This window comes from Pseudomonas sp. FP603 (genome assembly GCF_030687415.1).
Taxonomy (GTDB): Bacteria; Pseudomonadota; Gammaproteobacteria; order Pseudomonadales; family Pseudomonadaceae; genus Aquipseudomonas; species Aquipseudomonas wuhanensis.
In genome coordinates, this window is record NZ_CP117431.1 from 2,765,379 (window position 1) to 2,786,173 (window position 20,795).

The 20,795-nt window shown below is 61.0% G+C and carries 23 protein-coding genes and 1 pseudogene; 12 read left to right on the forward strand and 12 right to left on the reverse strand.

Translation table 11 applies throughout. From position 1 onward, the window contains the following. Positions 1–7: 7 nt before the first annotated feature. The 9 genes from nirJ to PSH65_RS12950 are packed head-to-tail and all read right to left on the reverse strand — an operon-like array spanning position 8 to position 6,641. The gene (gene nirJ, locus PSH65_RS12910) at positions 8–1,186 is read right to left on the reverse strand and encodes a heme d1 biosynthesis radical SAM protein NirJ (protein ID WP_305426532.1); all 1,179 of its coding nucleotides are present in this window, start codon (positions 1,184–1,186) and stop codon (positions 8–10) included. A gap of 26 nt (positions 1,187–1,212) precedes the next feature. Continuing rightward, positions 1,213–1,710 (reverse strand): nitrite reductase, encoded by a 498-nt coding sequence (locus tag PSH65_RS12915; protein ID WP_305426533.1) that lies wholly within the window; start codon positions 1,708–1,710, stop codon positions 1,213–1,215. After that, entirely contained in the window at positions 1,685–2,128 is a 444-nt protein-coding gene (locus PSH65_RS12920; protein ID WP_305426534.1) for an Lrp/AsnC family transcriptional regulator, read from the reverse strand. The genes PSH65_RS12915 and PSH65_RS12920 overlap by 26 nt, the downstream gene beginning before the upstream one ends. Next, positions 2,121–2,636 carry an AsnC family protein gene (locus PSH65_RS12925; protein WP_305426535.1) on the reverse strand — a complete coding sequence of 172 codons (516 nt, stop codon included), beginning with the start codon at positions 2,634–2,636 and terminating at the stop codon, positions 2,121–2,123. Before PSH65_RS12925 ends, PSH65_RS12920 begins: the two co-directional genes overlap by 8 nt. Then, on the reverse strand, positions 2,633–3,091 hold the full coding sequence (locus PSH65_RS12930) for an Lrp/AsnC family transcriptional regulator (RefSeq protein WP_305426536.1): 459 nt from the start codon (positions 3,089–3,091) through the stop codon (positions 2,633–2,635). Before PSH65_RS12930 ends, PSH65_RS12925 begins: the two co-directional genes overlap by 4 nt. Position 3,092: 1 nt before the next feature. Continuing rightward, positions 3,093–4,271 carry a cytochrome D1 domain-containing protein gene (locus tag PSH65_RS12935; RefSeq protein ID WP_305426537.1) on the reverse strand — a complete coding sequence of 393 codons (1,179 nt, stop codon included), beginning with the start codon at positions 4,269–4,271 and terminating at the stop codon, positions 3,093–3,095. Continuing rightward, positions 4,268–4,594 (reverse strand): cytochrome c, encoded by a 327-nt coding sequence (locus tag PSH65_RS12940; protein WP_305426538.1) that lies wholly within the window; start codon positions 4,592–4,594, stop codon positions 4,268–4,270. Before PSH65_RS12940 ends, PSH65_RS12935 begins: the two co-directional genes overlap by 4 nt. A gap of 16 nt (positions 4,595–4,610) precedes the next feature. Next, positions 4,611–4,925: a c-type cytochrome gene (locus tag PSH65_RS12945; protein WP_305426539.1), complete on the reverse strand. Its 315-nt coding sequence runs from the start codon at positions 4,923–4,925 to the stop codon at positions 4,611–4,613. 24 nt (positions 4,926–4,949) lie between these two features. Next, entirely contained in the window at positions 4,950–6,641 is a 1,692-nt protein-coding gene (locus PSH65_RS12950) for a cytochrome D1 domain-containing protein (RefSeq protein ID WP_370694685.1), read from the reverse strand. A gap of 199 nt (positions 6,642–6,840) precedes the next feature. Between PSH65_RS12950 and PSH65_RS12955 the strand changes: the two genes are divergently transcribed. From PSH65_RS12955 to PSH65_RS12980, 6 genes and pseudogenes are all read left to right on the forward strand, one after another. Then, the gene (locus PSH65_RS12955; RefSeq protein WP_305426540.1) at positions 6,841–7,632 is read left to right on the forward strand and encodes a CbbQ/NirQ/NorQ/GpvN family protein; all 792 of its coding nucleotides are present in this window, start codon (positions 6,841–6,843) and stop codon (positions 7,630–7,632) included. Further along, entirely contained in the window at positions 7,616–8,203 is a 588-nt protein-coding gene (locus PSH65_RS12960) for a cytochrome c oxidase subunit 3 (RefSeq protein WP_305426541.1), read from the forward strand. The genes PSH65_RS12955 and PSH65_RS12960 overlap by 17 nt, the downstream gene beginning before the upstream one ends. An 11-nt stretch (positions 8,204–8,214) precedes the next feature. Continuing rightward, entirely contained in the window at positions 8,215–8,472 is a 258-nt protein-coding gene (locus PSH65_RS12965; protein ID WP_305426542.1) for a cytochrome C oxidase subunit IV family protein, read from the forward strand. 161 nt (positions 8,473–8,633) lie between these two features. Further along, entirely contained in the window at positions 8,634–9,074 is a 441-nt protein-coding gene (locus tag PSH65_RS12970; protein WP_305426543.1) for a cytochrome c, read from the forward strand. A gap of 3 nt (positions 9,075–9,077) precedes the next feature. After that, complete coding sequence (locus PSH65_RS12975) at positions 9,078–10,505, forward strand: cbb3-type cytochrome c oxidase subunit I (protein ID WP_305426544.1); 1,428 nt, start codon at positions 9,078–9,080, stop codon at positions 10,503–10,505. Positions 10,506–10,583: 78 nt separating this feature from the next. Then, positions 10,584–12,427, forward strand: a pseudogene (locus tag PSH65_RS12980) (nitric oxide reductase activation protein NorD). 23 nt (positions 12,428–12,450) lie between these two features. Here PSH65_RS12980 and PSH65_RS12985 read toward each other — a convergent pair. Both PSH65_RS12985 and PSH65_RS12990 read right to left on the reverse strand, forming a co-directional pair. Beyond that, positions 12,451–12,642 carry a protein DnrP gene (locus tag PSH65_RS12985; protein ID WP_305426984.1) on the reverse strand — a complete coding sequence of 64 codons (192 nt, stop codon included), beginning with the start codon at positions 12,640–12,642 and terminating at the stop codon, positions 12,451–12,453. Between the two features lie 5 nt (positions 12,643–12,647). Beyond that, positions 12,648–13,331, reverse strand: coding sequence for a Crp/Fnr family transcriptional regulator (locus PSH65_RS12990; protein ID WP_008075049.1), 684 nt, complete (start codon positions 13,329–13,331; stop codon positions 12,648–12,650). 591 nt (positions 13,332–13,922) lie between these two features. Here PSH65_RS12990 and PSH65_RS12995 point away from each other — a divergent pair. After that, positions 13,923–15,113, forward strand: a complete 1,191-nt coding sequence (locus PSH65_RS12995) for an NnrS family protein (RefSeq protein WP_305426545.1) — start codon at positions 13,923–13,925, stop codon at positions 15,111–15,113. Between the two features lie 28 nt (positions 15,114–15,141). Beyond that, positions 15,142–15,579 carry a hypothetical protein gene (locus tag PSH65_RS13000; protein ID WP_305426546.1) on the forward strand — a complete coding sequence of 146 codons (438 nt, stop codon included), beginning with the start codon at positions 15,142–15,144 and terminating at the stop codon, positions 15,577–15,579. 75 nt (positions 15,580–15,654) lie between these two features. Here the strand turns inward: PSH65_RS13000 and ytfE are convergent, their stop codons facing one another. Then, positions 15,655–16,329 carry an iron-sulfur cluster repair protein YtfE gene (ytfE, locus tag PSH65_RS13005; protein ID WP_305426547.1) on the reverse strand — a complete coding sequence of 225 codons (675 nt, stop codon included), beginning with the start codon at positions 16,327–16,329 and terminating at the stop codon, positions 15,655–15,657. A 154-nt stretch (positions 16,330–16,483) separates the two neighbouring features. Here ytfE and norR point away from each other — a divergent pair, with 154 nt between their 5' ends. The 4 genes from norR to glp all read left to right on the forward strand — a co-directional run bounded on the left by norR (position 16,484) and on the right by glp (position 20,754). Continuing rightward, the gene (gene norR, locus PSH65_RS13010; protein ID WP_305426548.1) at positions 16,484–18,013 is read left to right on the forward strand and encodes a nitric oxide reductase transcriptional regulator NorR; all 1,530 of its coding nucleotides are present in this window, start codon (positions 16,484–16,486) and stop codon (positions 18,011–18,013) included. A 78-nt stretch (positions 18,014–18,091) separates the two neighbouring features. After that, the gene (pdxH, locus tag PSH65_RS13015) at positions 18,092–18,739 is read left to right on the forward strand and encodes a pyridoxamine 5'-phosphate oxidase (protein WP_305426549.1); all 648 of its coding nucleotides are present in this window, start codon (positions 18,092–18,094) and stop codon (positions 18,737–18,739) included. A gap of 228 nt (positions 18,740–18,967) precedes the next feature. Next, the gene (gene moaB, locus PSH65_RS13020; protein ID WP_305426551.1) at positions 18,968–19,522 is read left to right on the forward strand and encodes a molybdenum cofactor biosynthesis protein B; all 555 of its coding nucleotides are present in this window, start codon (positions 18,968–18,970) and stop codon (positions 19,520–19,522) included. Beyond that, complete coding sequence (glp, locus tag PSH65_RS13025) at positions 19,519–20,754, forward strand: gephyrin-like molybdotransferase Glp (RefSeq protein ID WP_305426552.1); 1,236 nt, start codon at positions 19,519–19,521, stop codon at positions 20,752–20,754. The genes moaB and glp overlap by 4 nt, the downstream gene beginning before the upstream one ends. Positions 20,755–20,795 lie beyond the last annotated feature (41 nt).

Here is a 20,795-nt window from a genome sequence, read left to right on the forward strand (position 1 = left end):
GGGTGCTTCAGTGCATGACGCAAGGGATGGTGATTAATGGCGGCATACCGATTTCTTCGTCGCTGAGATGGCAGCCGGGGTCCTGGCCCCAGAGGTCGCCTTCGGCCCAGGCGCGGGTGCGGGTATTGCCGTTGCAGATGTTCAACCAGCGGCATTGGCCACAACGGCCACCGACGGCACGCGGATGCACACGCAGTTGCTGCAGCAAGGCGTCCGGCTGGTCCAGCCAGAGCGTGCGGAACGGCGTATGCCGGACGTTGCCCACCGAGTGCTGCCACCAATAGGTGTCGGGATGCACTTCGCCGGTGTTGTCGATGTTGGCGATGCCGCTGCCCGAGGCGTTGCCGCCCCAGGCGCGGAGCATGTGTTCCAGGCGCGGATAATGTTCGGGTAGATGCAGGCCCACCCATTGCAGCAAGAGAATCGCGTCGGCATCGTTGTTGCCGCTGACAAAATCGCTGTCGCGACCGTGCTCGATGTCTTCCCAGGCCTGTTCGAAGATCAGCGTCATCGCCTCGCGGCTCATCTGCTGTCGGGCGTCGAGCTTGCGACTGCGTTTGCCGCGACCGCTGTAATTGAGGTGCGACAGATAAAACTTCTGCACGTCGTACTCGCGCATCAGCGCCAGTAACTGTGGCAATTGCTGATGGTTCTCTTGGGTCAGGGTGGTGCGCAGGCCGACGCGAATACCCTGTTCACGACAGAGGCGGATCGCCTGCATGGAGCTGGCGAAGCTGCCCTTGAGTTGGCGGAACGCATCATGGGTGGCTTCCAGGCCATCGATGCTGATCCCGACATAGTCGAAGTTCGCCGCGCGGATCTGTGCGATGTTCTGCTCATTGATCAGCGTGCCGTTGGTGGACAACGCCACAAAGAAACCCTTGGTGCGGGCGTAGGCGCTGAGCACAAACAGATCGTCGCGCAACAGCGGTTCACCGCCGGAAAGAATCAGGACCTTCACCCCGGCGTCGTGCAGATCGTCGATCACGGTCAGCGCGGCGGGCGTATCCAGTTCGTCGCGAAAGACACTGTCGGCGGACGTGGCGTAGCAGTGTTTGCAGGTCAGGTTGCAGCGCCTGAGCAGGTTCCAGATCACCACCGGCGGCCGGTTGCTGCCCGGTGGGCTGGTTCTGGGGGCAGGCGCCTCGCCGGTCAGGGCACGCAGGTATTGGCTGATCCTCAACATGCAAATCTCCTTGAACAAGCGCGTGTTCAGCGTGGTGGTAGCCGCAAACCGGTTTTCTTCAGGATGCGGCTGCTCACCAGCATCTCGTCGGCGGCGCAGGCGTCACCCAGCAAGTAGCGCAGGTGTTCGCGGTAGCTGTCGATTTCCTCGCGGCTGCGGCCATGGACCATGGCGAACAGGTTGTAGCGCCAGGCGGTTCGGCGCGGGCGTCGATAGCAATGACTGACGAAGGGCTGCGCACCGATCAGTGCGCCAAGGCGCGGCATGTCCGTGTCGCGTACGTCCCAGACGGTCATGCCGTTGTAGCGAAAGCCCAGGCGATAGTGGTTGGGGACGGCGGCGATGCGCCGAATGGCGCCCTCGGCCTGCAAACGCTTGAGCAAGTCCAGGGTAGATTCGATGTTTAGGTCCAGCTGTTCAGCGAGCCAGGCCCACGGGTCATCCAGCAACGGCAGGCCGGCCTGGGTCAATTCGATCAAACGGTGGGCCAGGGTGTCTTCAGACCGGGAAGTACAGACCGACATGGTAAGTCTCCTCTTTGGGCAAGTTGAGCAGCGGCAAACCGGTCAGGGTTTCGATGTGCTGCAGGGTCTCGGCGATACCTTGTTCGGTCGGGCAGCCGAGCACGAACCACATGTTCCAGGCGTGTTCGCGTCGGTAGTTGTGCGCCACCTCAGGCAGGGCCTGCAGTTGCTCGGCGACGGCTTCGAAACGCTCTTCAGGCACCGCCAACGCCGCAAGGGTGAAGGCGCCGCCGAGGCGTTCGATGTCGAACATCGGGCCGAAGCGCGTGAGCATGCCGTCTTCCAGCAATTCATGGAGGCGGTCGAGCAATTCGTTACTGCTGCTGTCCAGTTCGGCGGCCAGTGCCTGCCACGGGTAGCGCACCAGCGGCAGGCCCAGTTGCAAGCGGTTGATCAGCCGACGGTCGAGGTCATCCATGGGTGGGGGCTCCGGTGGGTGAGGGTGCAAAGCGTCCGCCGCACTGTTTGAACGCGTGAGTGCTGAACAGCAGTTGGTGGGGCAGGTCGCTCAGCAGGTGTTCTTCCAGCAACGTCTGAATTTGCGCCTCGACCTGCGCGCGTTGGCGCCCGTGAACCATGCAGAACAGGTTGTAGCGCCACTGCGGCAAACGCCGCGGCCGTTGATAGCAGAGGGTAATGCCGGGCGCCCGGCCCAGGCGCTGGCCGACTTCGTCGATCAGCGCGTCCGGCACATCCAGCACCAGCATGGCGTTGGCGGTGAAGCCCAGCGCGCGATGGTTGAGCACCAGACCGACCCGGCGAAACAGCCCTTGCTCGTGCCACTGGCGCATTTGCGCGAGCACCTGGTTTTCGTCGGCGCCTATCCATTCGGCGAGGGCCTGGTAGGGGCGCGATACCAGCGGCAATCCACCTTCCAGATGCCGACGCAGCGCCAGTGCCTGTTTGGGACTCAATCCCGGCTTCATGGGCTTTCTCCCAGGGCAAAACCGAGGTCGATGCGGTAAGCGGTCAACATCGGCAGATCCAGCGGCATGAGGCCGGTGTCTTTCTCAAGTTGTTCGAGAACGCGCTCGATGTGTTGGCGATCAGGGCCGGTCAGCACAAACCACAGGTTGTAGAAATGCTCCCGCGCGTAGTTATGGTTGACCTCGGGATACTGGCTTACGTGCTCGGCGACCTGTTGCAAGCGATCGGCGGGCACGGCGAGGGCGGCGAGGGTGCTGGCTCCGGCGCGACTATGTTCGAACACCGGACCGATCCGTGAGAGGGTGCCGGCCTGATCCATTTCTTCCAGACAAGCCATCACCTGGCCCACGCGACAACCGAGAATCCGCGCCATCTCCTTGTAAGGTTCCGCGCACAGCGGCATGCCATGCTGGAAGCGGTCGATCAGTTGGCGGCTGAGCAGGTCGAGGTTCATTTCAATAGCCCATTTTTTGCGCGCGACTGCTGAAGAAGATGCCGCTCGGCGCGGTGGCGGGAAGGGTGCTCAGCTGCTTCAGGCTGTACGGGTCCCAAACCTGAACCTGATCGCCATCGCGTAACGACAGCCACAACTGGTCGCCGCGAGCGGTGAATTCCATGTGCAGCACTGCTGGCCCCGGTCGCAGATCGGCGACCACAGCACGGGTTTCGCTGTCGATGACCTGAACCCGATCGTTGTCCGGGTAGGCGAAGTTGACCCACAGCTGTCGACCATCCGGCCGCGATGTGACGAACACCGGTTGGCCAGCCACCGGGATGGCAGCGGTCTGTTTCCATGTGCGCGAATCCATCACCAGCACCTGATGACGGCCGACGGCGGGCACGAAGGCCTGGTTGTCAGCAACGGCCCAACCCTCCAGATGCGGCATCTTGTAGACGGGTAATTTCGCGAGGCCGCGTCCGTAATCACCGAGCACCCGCTGCACGCCACGTTCCGGATGCCAGAGGTCGAGTTGCGCCATGCCGTCTTCGCCGAACAGTCCCGCCATGTAATAGCGACCCTCCGGGGTCACCAACGCATCGTAGGGTTGCTGGCCGATGTCGGTGAAACGGCTGATCCGCGGCGTGCTGCCCTGACTGAAATCGACGGTCCAGATCTCGCCGGTATCGAACAGGCTGAACACAAAACGCTGACCGGGCGCGTCGACCAGGCCGACCACCCGTGAGCGCTTGCTGCCATCGGCCAGGGGCGTGGCCGGAATATCGGCCACCAGTTGCAGGGTTTCGGCATCGAACACCTTGACCCCGCCGGGCACGTAGTTGGACACGGCGATGAGTTTGCCGTCCTGACTGATCGCGCCGCCGATGCTGTTGCCGCCCTGTATCACCCGTTGATCGATGCGTTGGGTCAGCAGGTCGATCTTGCTCAGCCCGCCGTCGCGGCCGAACACATAGGCATAACGCTGGTCGCGGGAAAACACCACCGAGGCATGGGACAGATCGCCCAAACCCTCGAGTCGGGCCAGTGCCGTGCGGGTGTCGCTTTCGATGATTTGCACGCTGCCGGTGGCGCGTTCCACCACCACGCCCAGATCGCCGGTGCCCCGCAACGGAGGCTGAACACACGCGGACAACAACAGCCCGGTCGCCGCTAAAAGCAGGGTTGAACGGATCATGGTGCGGGGTATCCCTGGAGAAGAAGATCGACCAGCCAACGGATGTCATCCGGGCTGAGCAGCGGGGCCCAACCGGGCATCGCGGTGCCGGGCCGGCCTTGGCTGACGGTGGCTATCAGGCTGTCCCTGGATTTGCCCGCCAGCGTTGCGCGGGTCAGGTCGGGACCCAGCCCGCCGGTCATGTGCAGCCCATGACAGGCGCCGCAGTCCTGGGCCAGCAGGTGTTCGAGTTGTGCCTGACGCTTGGCGTCGGGCGCGGCAACCACGGTTGCGCAAATGAGGAGGAGGGCCGCCAGAATCGCAGCGTGTCGATAAACCTTCATGACGCCCTCCAGTTGGCTATTTGAGACTCAGGACCCAGGTTGCAAGTGTCTTCGCTTCTTCATCCGTCACTGGGTTGGCCGGCATTGGCATCGGGCCCCAGTTGCCTTGCGTGCCGTTCTTGATGTGGCTGGCCAGGGTGTCCACGGCCCCGGCCACGCCAGCATTCTTGGCCGCGACATCCTTGAGCGCCGGGCCGACCAGCTTGGTGTCGATGGAATGGCAGGCGGCGCACGGTTTGCTCTTGAACAGCTCCTGGCCGTCTTGGGCCATGGCCGGCTGCACACTCAGCGCAGCGGTCAGGGCGAACAGTGAAAGCAGAGTATTTTTCATGGGGATTCCTTGCATTGATGGAGCTCAATAGATGTCGTGTTGGGTGTTGTAGACGTTGAATTTTCCGGTGGGGGTGATCAGTCGCTTGTCCTTGATGACTGATTTGAGCTTCAGCGTTTTGTCGTCGATCACCACCAGCGCTGACTCCTCTGACTGACCGCTCCACACGGAGAACCAGACCTCATCGCCTGCCTTGTTGTATTCCGGCTGTACCACCCGCATCGCGCCTTGCTTGATGCCGGCGTACTCGGCGATGGGCAGCACGGTGTAGCCGGCGTCGAGTTTGTCGATGTTGAACACCGCCACCGACTGGCTCAGCTTGGCGTCCGGGTTGAGGGTGGTGTCGACATACAGGTGACGGGAGTCAGGGTGGGTTTTGATAAACAGCGATCCGCCGCCCTGGCCCTTGAGTGAGGCGACCTGTTTCCAGGCGTATTGCGGATGTTTGACCGGGTCGGTGCCGATCAAGGAAATGCCGTCATCACCGAGGTGGCTGGTGGCCCAGACCGGGCCGTAGGTCGGGTGGTTGAAGTTGGCGCCGCGCCCCGGGTGAGGGGTTTTACCGACCTCCACCAAAGCTGCCAACTTGCGATCTTTGGAGTCGATCACGGCGACTTTGTTGGAGTTGTTGGCGGCGGTCATGAAGTAGCGGTGGGTGCTGTCCCAACCGCCGTCATGCAGGAAGGGCGAGGCATCGATGTAAGTGATGGTGAGGTTCTTGATGTCCTGGTAATTGACCAGCATGACCTTGCCGGTTTCCTTGACGTTGACGATGAACTCCGGCCATTCGTGGGAGGCGATGATCGCCGCGACCCGGGGTTCTGGATGATATTCCTGCTTGTCGACGGTCATGCCGCGGGTCGAGACGATCTGTTTGGGCTCCAGGGTTTCGCCATCCATGATGGTGAATTGCGGCGGCCAATAGGAGCCGGCGACGGTGTATTTGTCTTCGTAGCCCTTGAACTTGGAGGTCTCCACCGAACGCGCCTCGATACCCACTTTGACTTCGGCGACCTTGGTCGGCTCCACCGGCCACAGGTCGATCATGTCGATCCGCGCGTCTCGACCAATCACCAGCAGGTAGCGACCGGAGGCAGAAATGCGCGAGATGTGCACCGCGTAACCGGTCTCGATCAGCTTGACGATTTTCTTGCTGTCACCGTCGATCAGGGCAATCTTGCCGTCATCGCGCAACGTCACCGAAAACAGGTTGGGCAGGTTGAGTTTGCTCAGTTGCTTCTTCGGACGATCCTCAGGCTTGACCAGCACTTTCCAGGTTTTCAGCGTCTCGGCCATGCCCCATTCCGGTGGCGTCGGCGGCGCGTGCTGAATGAATTTGGCCATTGACGTGATCTGATCCTTGGTCAGCGCATTCGACGTTCCCCAGTTCGGCATGCCCGCCGGTGAGCCGTAGGTAATCAACGCCTCCAGAAACGGTTGCCCGCGGGACTGGGTGATGTCCGGTGTCAGTGGTTTGCCGGTGGCGCCTTTGCGCAGAACGCCGTGGCAGCCGGCGCAGCGCTGGAAGTAAATTTCCTTGGATGAGTCGAACTCGGCCTGACTCATGTCGGGCGCTCCGGCGGATTTGACCATCAGCGGGCTGGCCGCAACGGCAGCGGGCTCGTCGGCTCTGGCCGCATGAGTCACCGCAAGGGTCAGCGCCGAACACAATGTGGCGACAGTCAGAGCAAACGTTTTTCTATTGCTGATCAGCATTCCATTTCTCCTCAGGCAAGACCTTTGCGATGTGCTGAAACGGCAGCGCAGAACGCAGGTTCTTAGTGCCGTGCAAGGCTATGCCCGAGCAGGCCAATGCTCGCTTGACCGCGATCAAGTTTGCCGGCCATGTCACTTGCCAGGTTGTCGCAGGGGCCCGTAGCGTGTGGCTTGAATCCGCTTTTGGAACAGACAGCCCATGGACCGAATCCAGTCTTGCGAACCCTTCTATCAACCGCTCAATAATGAGGAGGCGCTGTTCGAGCAAGCCTGGCGACACGGCATGCCGGTGCTGATCAAAGGTCCGACGGGGTGCGGCAAGACCCGTTTCGTCCAGCACATGGCCCATCGGTTGAAACTGCCGCTGTACACCGTGGCCTGCCATGACGATCTGAGCGCCGCCGACCTGATCGGCCGTCATTTGATCGGTGCCCAAGGCACCTGGTGGCAGGACGGGCCACTGACCCGCGCGGTACGTGAAGGCGGTATTTGTTATCTGGACGAAGTGGTCGAAGCGCGCCAGGACACCGTGGTGGTGTTGCATCCGCTGGCTGATGATCGTCGCGAGTTGTTCCTGGAACGCACCGGCGAAGTACTGCAGGCGCCGCCATCATTCATGCTGGTGGTGTCATACAACCCCGGCTACCAGAACCTGCTCAAAGGCATGAAACCCAGCACTCGACAACGCTTCGTGGCGATGCGTTTCGGCTATCCGCCGGTGGCCGATGAAGAGTGCATTGTCGCCAGGGAAGCGCAGGTAGACACCGCGCTGGCGGCGCAAGTGGTCAGGCTGGGACAAGCCCTGCGAAGGCTGGATCAACATGACCTGGAAGAAGTCGCCTCGACGCGGCTGCTGATTTTTACCGCGCGAATGATCCGCTCCGGCATGAGCCCGCGTGAGGCGTGCATGGCCTGCCTGGCCGAGCCGCTCAGTGATGATCCGCTGACGGTTGCGGCGCTGATGGACGTGGTTGATGTCCACTTCGGCTGAGTCCAGACGCGTTGCACCGGGTCACTTGCCGGGTGATCTGGCGATGTGGTTTTTCATTCTGGCCGAGCTGTCGGTGTTCGCTATCCTGATTCTGGCGTTCGCCGTGACCCAGGCACTCAAGCCGCAGTTGTTCGGTGAAAGCCGTCTATTGCTCAACACCTCTACCGGCCTGGCGATGACCCTCAGCCTGCTCACCGCCGGGCTGTTCGCCGCGCTGGCTCAGGAGCAAGTCAAGCGTTCACGGTCTCGCCACGGCGCTGTCTACCTGCTGGCTGCGTTGCTCGCGGCCAGTGTCTACGTGGTGTTGAAGATCACGGAATACCGACACCTGCTGGCCTCGGGGCTGGGCATGGAGCACAACACGTTTTTCACCCTCTACTGGATACTCACCGGTTTTCATTTTCTCCATGTACTGCTCGGCATGGTCATCCTCGGCTGGCTGGCCGAGCGCTGCCGTCGTGGCCTGTACAACGCGGCCAACCGCAGCGGGCTTGAATCGGGTGTGCTGTATTGGCACATGGTCGATCTGATCTGGGTCCTGCTGTTTCCGCTGGTCTACGTTCTGAATTGACGGAGGTTTTGATGTCGGCTTCCAGGTTTTTGCTGGTCTGCTGGGCTGCGCTGGCCACATTAAGCGTGTGCACGGTGGTGCTGGCACAGGCGGGCGCGACGTGGCTGCTGTCGGTGGCCATATTGCTGGTGGCGGTTGGCAAGGCCTGGCTGATTGCCGATGGCTTTATGGAGATGCGCCACGCGCCGCGATTGTGGCGCCGGTTGATGGTGAGCTGGGCGTTGGTGTTGGCCGCCATTGTAGGGCTGACGCTGGTGTTGGTCGGTTAATTAACCTGTGGCGAGGGAGCTTGCTCCCTCGCCACAGGGAAGGTGCCCGGCTTCATGATGCCAATACCCGACCAAAACCATCTGCCTTTCTTGATCGCCATCAAGCAGGTTTCAACCCTTCGCTTTCTATCATGGGTACGCCAAGCAAAGAGGAAGCGACCATGTCAGAGACCTTCACCAAAGGCATGGCCAGGAATATCTACTTCGGGGGAAGCATCTTCTTCTTCATGATATTCCTGGCCTTGACCTATCACACGGAACAGACCTTTCCAGAGCGCAGCAATGAAGCGCAGTTAACCGAATCCGTGATCCGCGGCAAGACGGTCTGGGAGCAAAACAATTGCATCGGCTGCCACACGCTGCTGGGCGAGGGCGCCTACTTTGCCCCTGAGCTGGGCAACGTGTTCCAGCGGCGCGGCGGGGAGGCGGGCTTTAAACCTTTTCTACATGCCTGGATGAAAATGCAGCCGCTGGGCGTACCGGGCCGGCGAGCGATGCCGCAGTTCAAGTTGAGCGAGCAGGAGGTGGATGACATCGCCGAGTTCCTCAAATGGAGCTCGAACATCAACACCAATGGCTGGCCGCCAAACAAGGAGGGCTAAGAGATGAGCATTGTTAATCCACATCTGAAATTCGCCTCGCAAGCCGTGGCCAAACCGTACTTTGTGTTTGCCCTGATGCTGTTTCTCGGTCAGGTGCTGTTCGGTTTGATCATGGGGGTGCAATACGTGATCGGAGACTTTCTGTTCCCGATCATTCCCTTCAACGTGGCGCGGATGGTGCACACCAACCTGCTGATCGTCTGGCTGCTGTTCGGCTTCATGGGTGCTGCCTACTACCTGATTCCGGAAGAGGCCGACCGCGAACTGCACAGTCCGAAGCTGGCGATCATCCTGTTTTGGGTATTCGCCGCCGCGGGCGTGCTGACGATCCTAGGCTATCTGCTGGTGCCTTATGCGGGCCTGGCCAAACTGACCCACAACGAGTTGCTGCCGACCATGGGCCGGGAGTTCCTGGAGCAGCCGACCATTACCAAGATGGGCATTGTGGTGGTGTGCCTGGGCTTTCTCTACAACATCGGCATGACCCTGCTCAAAGGTCGCAAGACCACCGTCAGCATGGTGATGATGACCGGGCTGATCGGCCTTGCGGTGTTCTTCCTGTTCTCCTTCTATAACCCCGGCAACCTGGCCCGCGACAAGTTCTACTGGTGGTGGGTGGTGCATCTTTGGGTGGAAGGCGTGTGGGAACTGATCATGGGTTCGATGCTCGCTTTTGTCCTGATCAAGATCACCGGTGTCGACCGCGAAGTCGTGGAGAAATGGCTGTACGTGATCATCGCCATGGCGCTGATTACCGGGATCATCGGCACCGGTCACCACTTCTTCTGGATCGGTGCGCCCGAGGTCTGGTTGTGGGTCGGTTCGATCTTCTCGGCACTCGAACCGCTGCCGTTCCTGGCCATGGTGATCTTCGCCTTCAGCATGGTGAAGAATCGTCGCCGGCAACACCCGAACCGCGCCGCCACGCTGTGGGCCAAAGGCACCACGGTCACCGCGTTCTTCGGTGCGGGCGTCTGGGGCTTTCTGCACACCCTGGCGCCGGTCAACTTCTACACCCACGGTTCACAACTGACGGCGGCCCACGGTCACCTGGCCTTCTACGGTGCTTACGCGATGATTGTGATGACCTTGATCAGCTACGCCATGCCACGTTTGCGCGGGCTGGGTGAGGCCGCTGACGAGCGTTCGCAGACCTTCGAAATCTGGGGCTTCTGGTTGATGACGCTGTCGATGGTGATGATCACGCTGTTCCTGACCGCTGCCGGTGTCGTCCAGGTTTACCTTCAACGCTGGCAGGCCGACGGGATTGCGTTGCCATTCATGGCCACGGTCGAACAGCTGCAGGTGCTGTTCTGGGCCCGTTTGGGTGCCGGTCTCGGTTTCTTCGCAGGACTGCTGTGTTACCTGTTCAGCTTCAAGCAACGTAGTCGCGCCGCCTTGCGCGCTCCGGCTGAGGTTGTACCTTCATGAACGAGCGCAATGGCTAGAAAAGGTCGGCCCGGCTGATACAGCGGGCCGTTTTTTTGGTTTCCAGCAAGGGCAAGCATCATGGCGTTTACCGTCGAACTGGAAGAGTGGGTAGGCAGTGTCTGGCATCGTTTTATCACCCGGCGTGCCAGCCCGGACTTCCCTGAAGCACGGGTTGAACTGGCCAGCCAGCAACGCCCGCTGGCGCTGTTGTTTCGTGCCATGGGCGGTGCCAATGGCATCGGTGTGGAAGCCGCCAGCGACCGCGACCTGCTGCTGCGCCGCAACGTGTTGCAGCAGATCGCCGGTACCTGCAAACAAGTGCCGTTGGCGTGGTGCGACGCGACGAACCTGCGCCTGCCGTCGAGCCTGGCGGTCTTCCCTGAAGTCGCATTGAATGAGGAGCTCTATCGCTGGCTCGCGTTGCTGGCGGCACAGGCCGGGCCGATGCGTCACTGGGGGCGGGACAATCAACGCTGGACGCAACAGCTGCTGCGACGCTATCCCGCTCTGCGTGCTCGTTACAAACGACTGGTCGATGCCCATCTGCAATTGCGCCCCGATCCGGCCTCGTTGAATGCCGGCGAAGCGGCTTTGGAGCGGGCGTTATGTCAGGCGTTGCGCGAACCTGGCAGTGTCGAACATTTCCCCCGCAGCGAACGGGCCGCCTGGCCGTTGCCGCTGTGGTTGTACCCGCCACAAAACCTCGCCAGCCCGCAGGCTGCCGATCTGGGCGATGAATCCGAAGAGTCGTTGACCACGTCGCCCGGCGAACAGAAAGGCGGGCGTAAACGCGCGACGCGAATCGATGAAGGCAGCCGCGACGGCGGGTTGTTAATCGTGCGCCTGGAGAACCTGTTCAGCTGGACCGAACACGTCGACCTGGATCGCTGGTCAGACGACAGCGAAGACCCGGACGCCGCCAGAGTCGCCGACGACCTGGACGAGTTGAGCCTGTCGCGCACCCGTCTGCGCAAGGGCGGCGGTCTGAAGCTGCACCTGGATTTGCCACCGGCCGATGTCGACGATATTCCCCTCGGCGAAGGCATCAAGTTGCCGGAGTGGGACTACCGTAAACAACAGATGCGGGACAGCTTCGTCAATCTGCAAATGATGGTGCCCCGCGACTGCGAGGCACAGCCGCTGCCATTACGGTTGAAGGCCTCGGCGCACCGCTTGCGACGCCAGTTCGAGCACCTGCGTAATGATCGCCAATGGTTACGCCAGCAACCCCAGGGCTCTGAGCTGGACATGCAGGCCTGGCTGGGATTTTCACGTTGAGCGCGAGCATGGCCAGTGTGCCGAGCGCGGTCTGTTCATGGAGCAACGGCAGACCCGCCGGCGACCTGGCGTGCCTGTTGCTGGCCGACGTGTCGATGTCTACCGACGCTCACCTGAATGATGAGCATCGCGTCATCGACGTTATCCGCGACAGCCTGCTGCTGTTCGGAGAAACCTTGTCGGTGCTGGGTGATGATTTCGCCCTGTACGGGTTTTCCTCGCTGCGTCGTCAGCAAGTGCGCATGCAGGAGCTCAAGGCGTTCACCCAGCGTTATGGCGACACCACTCGAGGTCGTATTCAAGGGCTCAAACCGGGGTATTACACGCGTATGGGCGCGGCCATTCGCCAGGCCACGCAACTATTGGGCATGAGCAAGCGGCGCAGCAAACTGTTGCTGTTGCTCACGGATGGCAAACCGAATGATCTGGATCTGTATGAAGGGCGCTACGGTGTTGAAGACACCCGCGAGGCGGTGCTGGAGGCGCGGCGTCAGGGGCTGACGCCGTTCTGCATCACGATCGATCGCGAGGCCGGGGATTACCTGCCGTACATGTTCGGCGCTAATGGCTACACCTTGATCCGTCAGCCTGAGCAGTTACCTCTGCGCTTGCCGCAGTTGTATCGCCAGCTGACCCAGCCTTGAACCCCGGTTCGATCAACGCAGCATCAGCTGATGCTGCGCGGCAGCCAGAAAAACATCGTCACGCAGAAGATCGTCAGGCCGATGCAGAACCACATGAATCGGCGCTGCCGACGTTCTCCGGCGTGTTCGGCCAATGCCGGCAGGGGCATGCCGCATTGGCGGCACTCGACTTTTTGTGGTGGGTTGGCATGTTGGCAATACAGGCAGACGGGCATGGCACTCACTCGAACTGTTCCAGGCGCAGGCGATCAAGAATGGCGATCTGACGGCCGTCCTGAGTAATGATGTTTTCATCGATCAAGCGGCGGATGATCCGCGAAAAGGTTTCCGGCTGGATCGACAGATGGCCGGCAATCAGTTGCTTGGCCATCGGCAACTCGAATTGGCTGTCAACGGTTTGCTGGCGCACCAGTTGCGTCAGCAAATAACGCACGACCCGGTGGGTGGCGTTTTTCAGTGACAGGGTTTCGATTTCGTTGACCCGTTGATGCAAGCGAACGCAGAGCTTGCCCAGCAGTGCAAAGGTCAGCCGGCTATTGCTCTGCAGCAGGCGCATGTAGGTGCTGTTGGATAACCGATAGAGCTGGGTGGGGCAGATCGCTTCGGCCGAGGCCACATAGTTCGGGGTGTCCATCAGCATCATCGCCTCGGCGAAGGTTTGCCGATCGCTGATGACCTCGAACACTTTTTCCTGCCCATCGGGTGTCAGCCGGTAGATTTTCACCGCGCCGGCAATGATGAAATAGAACGAATCGGCCGGCTCACCCTGACGAAACAGCGGCTCGCCCTTATCGATGCTCAGCAAGTGGCTGGTACTCATCAGTTCATCCAGCTGTTCTTCGTTCAACGGCTCGAACAAGTGATGACTGCGCAGAATCTGGTGATGGACGCGATGAAGCACCATGAGAATTCATCCTGAAGATAGAGAAGGGGGATCAGGTCAGACGAGACCTAGAGAAACGCCGCTGGCCAGGGCCAGGATTGAGGTCAACACAACAAACCAGGCCAGTGGCTGGATGACTTTTTTCATGACGACTCCAGGTAATCGAGAGGGATCCAGGATTTCTAAAAGGTTGCCCAAGCAGAGCAAGACGCGGGCCAGGCTCGGGGGCCCTTGTTTATTGGGGGTGTCAGCGATCAGGGTAAAAAATACCGTGATCTTTAGGGTTTAAATGACCATCAAAGGGTCATTTGTACCCTGAACCGATCCCCCTGTGGCGAGGGAGCTTGCTCCCGCTGGAGTGCGAAGCACTCCCAACACCGGCCATCGCAATTCTTCAGATACAACGCATCAGCTGGTTTACGGCTGCTGCGCACCCGAGCGGGAGCAAGCTCCCTCGCCACAAAGGGCGCGCGCTCGGCATCGGGGCACGTCCCTTGCACACTTGATCTGCGACAAAGGCAATTGCTCGGTAATACCCGATGATTGCCTCTGGATTTACCTCGGCGCGTGCGGGTTGGCGCCAGGTCAGCAAACAGGTAGAGGAGTGGTTTTATGCAAGTGCTTGACCGCCGTAAAGCAATGGCAATCACGCCGCTGTTTCGTCTGGCCTTTCGACCATTTTTCCTCGCCGGTAGCCTCTTGGCGGTGCTGGCCATACCGCTCTGGCTGGCGGCCTTCAGTGGCTCGATTTCCAACTGGCAGCCGGCAGGCGGCTGGCTGGGCTGGCATCGGCATGAATTGTTGTTCGGGTTCGGCTTGGCGATTATCGCGGGCTTTCTGCTGACGGCCGTGCAGACCTGGACCGGTCGCCCCGGCCTCAGCGGCAAACCGTTGGCCGCTCTGGCGCTGCTGTGGTTATTGGCACGAGTGGCCTGGCTGGCCAATGCGCCGCGGCCGTTGCTCGCGGTGCTGGAAATGGCGTTCCCGTTGGCGGTGGCGGTGCTCATGGGCTTCACCTTGTGGAAGGTGCGGCAGAAACGTAACTACCCGATTGTGGTGGTTCTGCTGTTGTTGGCCGCGGCCGACGGGTTGTCCTTGTACGGCCTGGTCGAGGGGCATGAAGGCTGGCAGCGCCAAGGTGTGCTGACCGGCATTTGGTTGGTGGCGGCGATGATGGGGTTGATCGGCGGGCGGGTGATTCCGTTCTTCATCCAGCGTGGCCTCGGCAAGGTCGATGGCGTTGCCCCTTGGCCATGGCTGGATTGGCTGTTGCTGATTGGCTCGCCCCTCGTGGCGTTGTTATATGCCGCTGGACCTGCGCTTGCCCCCAATCTCTGGGTGGGCCTGTTGTTCGCCGTGTTGGCCGCAGGGCATCTGGTGCGCCTGGTTCGCTGGCATGATCGCGCCCTCTGGCACGTGCCGTTGCTATGGTCGTTGTACCTGGCTTATGGCTGGTTGGCGGTGGCGTGTCTCGGGATGGCGCTGTGGCATTTCGGTGTGTCGATTAACCCGAGTCTGGCGGTGCATTGCCTGACCATCGGTGCCATGGGTGGCCTGGTGCTGGCGATGATTGCGCGGGTCAGCCTCGGGCATACAGGCCGTGCGCTGGAACCGCCGTCGGGGATGACCCTGGCGTTCATCTTGCTCAACCTGGCGTGCCTGAGCCGGGTCGTGTTGATCGAGTTCTTTCCCTTGCCGGCATTGTGGCTGGCCGGTCTGTGCTGGGCGTTGGCGTTTGCGCTGTATGTCTGGCGCTATGGGCCGATGCTGTTGCGGGCCCGGGTCGACGGTCATCCGGGATGAGCACGCGAACTGACAGAGGCTGGCACTGATGTATCCCTTTTTACTGGTCACGCATTTGCTGGCAGCGATTGCCTTCATCGGCACGCTATTTTTCGAGGTGGTCATCTGGCATCGAGCGCGCCAGCAGTTGGCGGATACCGCGCAATCCACGGCGAATCAGGCGATTGCCGTGCGCTCGCGCAAGGTTCTGCATGGCGTGGTGCTGTTGTTGTATGGCGCCGGCATCGGCCTGGCGTGGCAGTACCGGGGCGCATTGAGTCAGCCGTTAGCCAGTAGCTTTGGCATGTTGTTGAGCCTGAAGATCCTGTTGGCCCTGAGCATCATCGGCCATTACTTACTGCTGGCCTATTGGCTGACCCATGCGCGCCTGACCGCGACTCGTGCCAGCTGGATTCGCCGCAGCATCCTCGGGCACATGGTGTTGATCGTGATCCTGGCCAAGGCGATGTTCTATTGGCACGGTTGATCACAAGCAGTTCCGGATAAACAAAACCCGCGTCAACCGGTGGGCTGCCGCGGGTTGGGTGTGACTGGCGATCGATCAATGGCGAGGGTTCAGGGCATTGATGAACAGCACGTTGTTTTCCAGATGGATGTGTTGCATCAGGTCGTCTTTGAATTCCAGCAGCCCGCGGTAGAGCGCACGCCAGGTGTTGCAGGCATCGGCAGGCGGGATGATGTGATTGGTCAGGGTGAGCATTTTCTCCAGTGCTTCGCCATGTTGATCATGTTCGAAGCGCAACACCTGAATCGGCGGAGCCGCTTGAGGGCCGATGCCTTGTTGCAGCATCGGGAACAGCACCTGTTCTTCCTTGAGCATGTGGCCTTCGAGTTCTTGTTGCATGTCGGTCAGAAGATCGGCCAAGCCGTTGGGGCAGCTGCTGCGCGCGCCATGGACCTGCTCGACGCGGCGGGCCAGACGGATCAGTTCCGGCAATTGCTCGCGGTGACGGGCGTGATAGCGCGTCAGAAGGTGGGCGATCAACAGTTCCAAAGGTTCGTTACGCCAATCGTGCTGGGTTTCGCCGGCGTCTTGCAGAATGTTCAGGGCGTCGGCAATGAGGAGCGGATCGAGGTTTTTGCCAAGGGCTGCTTCACGCAGGCTTTTATGCCCGCCGCAACAGAAGTCCAGTTTGAAGGTATGGAAGATCCGGGTGGCACCGGGAATGTCGCAGGCCAGTTGGCCGAGGCTTTGTTCCAATAGGGTCTGGCTCATCAGGGTTCCTTGTTTGGGTTTCAACGGTTACTCAGGCTCACTGCATCCGGCATGCCATATTTAAATGGTTGAAAAATATGGATTAATTTTTAGTTGTGGTGATAGATACCCTGACGCTTTAGGGTGAATCCAACCATAGAGGGTGATTACTACCATGCTGCGAGAAAGCCTGGCAGCCGACCTGATCGTCGAGTTGCCCAATGCCGTGCGGTTACAACGATTGGTCCAGACCCTGCGCGAATACTTCAACAGGGGCGCCGTGGGCTTGCTGCGTCTGGATGACGACAGCCTCAGGCCCGTTGCGACGGTGGGACTGGTTCATGAAGCATTGGGGCGCCGGTTCGTCATCGCCCAGCATCCGCGGCTGGCGGCAATCATGGCGTCGCGTGAGCCGACCTGGTTCGAACCCGACAGTCGCCTGCCGGACCCCTACGACGGCTTGCTCGACAACCATGTCGGCGAACCGCTGCCGGTGCATGACTGCATGGGCGTGAGTCTTTATGTCGAGGGGCGGATCTGGGGCGCGATCACCCTCGATGCGCTGCACGCCGGGACCTTCGACAGCCGCGCGCGGGAAGAGCTCAAGCGCTGCACGTTGCAGATCGAAGCTGCTGTGCGGGTTACCCGTCTGGAACAGGAAAACCGCAGCTTGCGTTTGTCCCGCAGCGATCCCCAGGACTTGCGAATGCCGGTCGAGGAGGGCGAGATCCTCGGGCAAAGTGAGGTGTTGCATCAGTTGCTCAATGAGCTGGATGTACTGGCCGACTCCGATCTGCCGGTGTTGCTGTTGGGCGAGACCGGCGTTGGCAAAGAGCTGTTCGCCCGGCGCTTGCATCGTCTTTCAAGGCGCCACCATAAACCGCTGATACACGTTAACTGCGCCGCTTTGCCGGAGTCGCTGGCAGAGAGTGAGTTGTTCGGGCATGTCAAAGGCGCCTTTTCCGGCGCCACCAGTGACCGTGCCGGACGTTTCGATGCCGCCAACGGAGGCACGCTGTTTCTCGATGAAGTCGGGGAATTGCCATTGGCCGTGCAAGCGAAGTTACTGCGCACCCTGCAGAACGGTGAGATCCAGCGTCTCGGCGCCGACAAGCCACTGCACGTGGATGTGCGCATCATCGCCGCCACCAACCGACACCTGCCGGACAGCATCCGCGACGGTTTTTTTCGCGCCGATCTGTATCACCGGCTCTCGGTGTACCCGGTGCCGATTCCGCCCTTGCGCGAACGCGGTAACGATGTGTTGATGCTGGCCGGGCATTTCCTTGAACTCAATCGGGCGCGGCTCGGCCTGCGTGGCTTGCGCCTGTCGCCAGCGGCCGAACGCGCGCTGCTGCTTTATACCTGGCCAGGCAATGTGCGCGAATTGGAACACGTGATCAGTCGGGCTGCGTTGAAGCAGCTCAGTCGCGGGACGAGTCGCGCGTTGATCATGACGCTGGAGCCTGAAATTCTCGATCTCGACAGCGCGATGGCGGCATCGGGGACGGTGGTCGAACCATCCCCGGACGTTACGGCTGATCTGCCGTTCCAGCCCTTGGGCGAAGCCGTCGACGATTACCAGCGCAAGAAAATCCTCCAGGCCTTGAGCCTGTCCGGGGAAAACTGGGCCAGCGCTGCGCGAATCCTGGAAATCGACCCCAGCAACCTGCACAAACTGGCGCGGCGTCTGCGTCTCAAGTAGGCGACAGTGTTGATGGCGGTCAAGGTGGCTTTGCACAGTGCCTCGCACACTGCGTAAAACCTTCTGGAGATCACCGTCATGCCGCTTTCCCTGGCCCAAATGCGCCGCAACTACACCCTCAATGGCCTGCAAGATGAGGCTGCGCTGGATGATCCGCTGGCGATGTTCCGGCAGTGGCTGCAACAGGCCCGCGACACCGAGTGCGCACCTGTCGAGGTCAATAGCATGGTGCTGGCGACGGTCGACCCTGAAGGGCGGCCGCACTGTCGGGTTCTGCTGCTCAAGGGCTTGAGCGATGAAGGTTTTACTTTTTTCGGCAATTACCAGAGTGACAAAGGTCAGCAACTGGCTGCCAATCCCTATGCCGCGATGACGTTTTTCTGGCCGGGGCTGGAGCGTCAGGTGCGTATCGAAGGGCGGGTGTCCAGGCTCGATCCGGCGTTGTCGGATGCGTACTTCGATACTCGTTCCATGGCCAGTCGCCTGGGGGCCTGGGCGTCACCGCAGAGTCGTCCGCTGGCCAGCCGCGCAGCGCTGGAATCCATGCTGGCTGAAACCATCAAACGCTTCGTCGGCCAAACTGTGTCGCGCCCCGAGCATTGGGGCGGCTACTGCCTGCACCCCGAGCGTCTGGAGTTCTGGCAGGGGCGGGCTGACCGCTTGCATGATCGACTCGATTACCGGTTGCGCGATGGTCTGTGGAAGCGAAGCCGGTTGGCGCCTTGAAAGCGATGGGGGACAGTGTGGGAGCGGGCTTGCCCGCGAAGGCGTCATTTCAGTCAATACATGTGTTGAGTCGAGTATCGCCATCGCGGGCAAGCCCGCTCCCACAGGTTTTGTGTTCCCGGCACATCTCTCTATGTCCCCGTCGAGGTACCTCCTTGGAGGAATAGGCTCGCTCGCTATTCCGGTTCAGGCTTCGGGCCATACCCTCATCTACGGGAAGACCTGGATATGGCCCATCTGGCGCAACGCACGTTTGAACCCCTGAACATTGCCGTACTGACCATCAGCGATACGCGCACTTTTGACACCGACACGTCGGGACAGACCCTGACGGATTTGCTGCAAACCGCCGGGCATGTGTTGATCGATCGTGAGCTGGTCAAGGACGACATTTATCAGATCCGCGCCACCGTTTCCCGGTGGATCGCCGACCCTGCGGTGCAAGTGGTGTTGATGACCGGCGGCACCGGTTTCACCGCTCGCGACAACACACCGCAAGCGGTCTTGCCATTGCTGGACAAGCACGTTGAAGGCTTCGGCGAACTGTTCCGGCAGGTGTCGCTGGAGGAGATCGGCATGTCCAGCCTGCAGTCCCGGGCACTGGCCGGCATGAGTAACGGCGTACTGGTGTGTTGCGTTCCAGGCTCGCCGGGTGCCTGCCGGACTGCCTGGAACAAGATCCTGCTCGAACAACTGGACAGTCGCACCGGCCCGTGTAATTTCGCCCCGCATTTGAAAGCGCAAGCGCAGCGGGTCATCGACGCCTGCGGGACACGCTCATGAACGGTCGGGTATGCGACATCGGCAACCTGATGCCCGTGGACGAGGCCATCAGCCGTCTGCTCAACCAGGCACCGCCACCGCCTCTGGCGCAGATGATCCCGCTGGATCAAGCCATGGGACGGGTGCTGGCGGCGGACATCCAGTGTCCGGTGAACCTGCCGGCCTGGGACAACAGTGCCATGGACGGTTATGCCCTCAGGGCTGCCGACCTGCCACCGGAAGGTGGCTGTTTGTCGATTGGCGGGCGAATTGCGGCAGGGGATCAAGCGTGCTCGCCATTGCTTGCGCAGCAGACGGTGCAAATCTTTACCGGTGCGCCGTTGCCACCGGGTGCTGACACTGTTGTGCCGCAAGAGCGCTGCCGGGTCGAGGGCGAGCGCGTCTGGTTCCCGCCGGTAATCATGGGTGAGCACGTGCGCAAGGAGGGTGAGGAAGTGCGTTGCGGGCATCTGTTGCTCAAGGCCGGCAAACGCCTGCGCGCACAAGAACTGGGGTTGCTGGCCGGCGCTGGTATCGCGCGGGTCGAGGTCTACCGGCCGTTGCAGGTGTGCCTGCTCAGCAGCGGTAATGAACTGCGTGAGCCGGGCGATCCCTTGGCGCCGGGGCAGATTTACAACAGCAATCGGTATTGCCTCGCCGCGTTGTTGCGCGGCTGGGGCGTCGAGGTGCATGACTATGGCGTCATGGCCGATGAGCTGGCGGCCAGTCGGCATGCCTTGAGCCTGGCGTCCTCGGAATGCGACCTGCTGCTGAGCTCCGGTGGCGTGTCGGTGGGCGAGGAAGATCACCTCAAACAGGCCATCGAGGAACTGGGCAGCGTGGATTTCTGGCGGCTGGCGATGCAGCCGGGCAAGCCACTGGCCTTTGGTGAAGTGGCCGGTAAACCGTGGATCGGCATGCCGGGGAATCCTTCGGCGGCGCTGATTACCGCGCTGGTGGTGGTGCGTCCGTTCCTGCTCAGGGCCCAGGGCGTGACGGACGTGCTGCCGGTGCCGTTGGCCGTACCCGCCGGGTTCGACTGGCTGCAGCGTAACAAGCGTCGGCAGTACCTGCGGGCCAGATTGACCACAGGTGCCGACGGCCAGTTGAGCGTGGAACTGCACCCTCAGCAAAGCTCGGCCATGTTGACCGCTGCGTGCTGGGCCGATGGACTGGCGGTGATCGAGTGCGAACAGCAAGTGCTCAAGCACGACAACGTGATGTTCCTGTCCTTCGCCGACCTGATGCATTGATGGCAATTGATTGCCGTCAAGGCCGTGTCTGTCGGTCTGGC

What these genes read in the sequence shown, in the direction of transcription:
- pdxH (WP_305426549.1), top strand. Translation starts at nt 18,092, where the DNA reads ATGCCGCTTTCCCTGGCCCAAATGCGCCGCAACTACACCCTCAATGGC.
- PSH65_RS12915 (WP_305426533.1), bottom strand. Translation starts at nt 1,710, where the DNA reads ATGTCGGTCTGTACTTCCCGGTCTGAAGACACCCTGGCCCACCGTTTG.
- nirJ (WP_305426532.1), bottom strand. Translation starts at nt 1,186, where the DNA reads ATGTTGAGGATCAGCCAATACCTGCGTGCCCTGACCGGCGAGGCGCCT.
- glp (WP_305426552.1), top strand. Translation starts at nt 19,519, where the DNA reads ATGAACGGTCGGGTATGCGACATCGGCAACCTGATGCCCGTGGACGAG.
- norR (WP_305426548.1), top strand. Translation starts at nt 16,484, where the DNA reads ATGCTGCGAGAAAGCCTGGCAGCCGACCTGATCGTCGAGTTGCCCAAT.
- PSH65_RS12975 (WP_305426544.1), top strand. Translation starts at nt 9,078, where the DNA reads ATGAGCATTGTTAATCCACATCTGAAATTCGCCTCGCAAGCCGTGGCC.
- PSH65_RS12995 (WP_305426545.1), top strand. Translation starts at nt 13,923, where the DNA reads ATGCAAGTGCTTGACCGCCGTAAAGCAATGGCAATCACGCCGCTGTTT.
- ytfE (WP_305426547.1), bottom strand. Translation starts at nt 16,329, where the DNA reads ATGAGCCAGACCCTATTGGAACAAAGCCTCGGCCAACTGGCCTGCGAC.
- PSH65_RS12955 (WP_305426540.1), top strand. Translation starts at nt 6,841, where the DNA reads ATGGACCGAATCCAGTCTTGCGAACCCTTCTATCAACCGCTCAATAAT.
- PSH65_RS12960 (WP_305426541.1), top strand. Translation starts at nt 7,616, where the DNA reads ATGTCCACTTCGGCTGAGTCCAGACGCGTTGCACCGGGTCACTTGCCG.
- PSH65_RS12990 (WP_008075049.1), bottom strand. Translation starts at nt 13,331, where the DNA reads ATGGTGCTTCATCGCGTCCATCACCAGATTCTGCGCAGTCATCACTTG.
- PSH65_RS12970 (WP_305426543.1), top strand. Translation starts at nt 8,634, where the DNA reads ATGTCAGAGACCTTCACCAAAGGCATGGCCAGGAATATCTACTTCGGG.
- PSH65_RS13000 (WP_305426546.1), top strand. Translation starts at nt 15,142, where the DNA reads ATGTATCCCTTTTTACTGGTCACGCATTTGCTGGCAGCGATTGCCTTC.
- PSH65_RS12985 (WP_305426984.1), bottom strand. Translation starts at nt 12,642, where the DNA reads ATGCCCGTCTGCCTGTATTGCCAACATGCCAACCCACCACAAAAAGTC.
- PSH65_RS12925 (WP_305426535.1), bottom strand. Translation starts at nt 2,636, where the DNA reads ATGAAGCCGGGATTGAGTCCCAAACAGGCACTGGCGCTGCGTCGGCAT.
- PSH65_RS12945 (WP_305426539.1), bottom strand. Translation starts at nt 4,925, where the DNA reads ATGAAAAATACTCTGCTTTCACTGTTCGCCCTGACCGCTGCGCTGAGT.
- PSH65_RS12920 (WP_305426534.1), bottom strand. Translation starts at nt 2,128, where the DNA reads ATGGATGACCTCGACCGTCGGCTGATCAACCGCTTGCAACTGGGCCTG.
- moaB (WP_305426551.1), top strand. Translation starts at nt 18,968, where the DNA reads ATGGCCCATCTGGCGCAACGCACGTTTGAACCCCTGAACATTGCCGTA.
- PSH65_RS12940 (WP_305426538.1), bottom strand. Translation starts at nt 4,594, where the DNA reads ATGAAGGTTTATCGACACGCTGCGATTCTGGCGGCCCTCCTCCTCATT.
- PSH65_RS12930 (WP_305426536.1), bottom strand. Translation starts at nt 3,091, where the DNA reads ATGAACCTCGACCTGCTCAGCCGCCAACTGATCGACCGCTTCCAGCAT.
- PSH65_RS12965 (WP_305426542.1), top strand. Translation starts at nt 8,215, where the DNA reads ATGTCGGCTTCCAGGTTTTTGCTGGTCTGCTGGGCTGCGCTGGCCACA.
- PSH65_RS12950 (WP_370694685.1), bottom strand. Translation starts at nt 6,641, where the DNA reads ATGCTGATCAGCAATAGAAAAACGTTTGCTCTGACTGTCGCCACATTG.
- PSH65_RS12935 (WP_305426537.1), bottom strand. Translation starts at nt 4,271, where the DNA reads ATGATCCGTTCAACCCTGCTTTTAGCGGCGACCGGGCTGTTGTTGTCC.